This window comes from Pseudomonas sp. PF05 (genome assembly GCF_056521845.1).
Window position 1 is genome coordinate 1 of record NZ_JBWLPW010000091.1, and the last position, 378, is coordinate 378.

At 63.2% G+C, this 378-nt stretch carries 1 protein-coding gene; it reads left to right on the forward strand.

Annotated features, from left to right (window positions below; all coding sequences use genetic code 11):
- Nucleotides 1–378: hypothetical protein (locus tag AC09SL_RS29565; protein WP_479572022.1), on the forward strand; the 378-nt coding region annotated here is incomplete at both ends.

Genomic DNA, 378 nt, shown 5'->3' on the forward strand with positions numbered 1-378 from the left:
AATTACCACCGCGCTGGGCAACACCCTGACCATCACCGGCTACGACGCCACCACGGGCGTGGTCAGCTACAGCTACACCTTGCTGGACAATGAAACCCATCCAAACGCCAACGGCGCCAATAGCCTCAGCGAGCAATTTGCGGTCGTTGTCACCGACGATAACGGCACCACCGCTAACGGCAACCTGGACGTGAACATCGTCGATGACTTGCCGACCGCTCACGCTGATTCCGCCTCGGTGGATGAGGGCGGGACGGTCAGTGGCAACGTCCTGAACAACGACGAAGGCGGTGCCGACGGGCCGGCCGCGAGTGGTGCCGTGATCGGCGTGCGCGCTGGCGACGACACCTCGACCCCGGCGATTGGCGGCTTGAATAC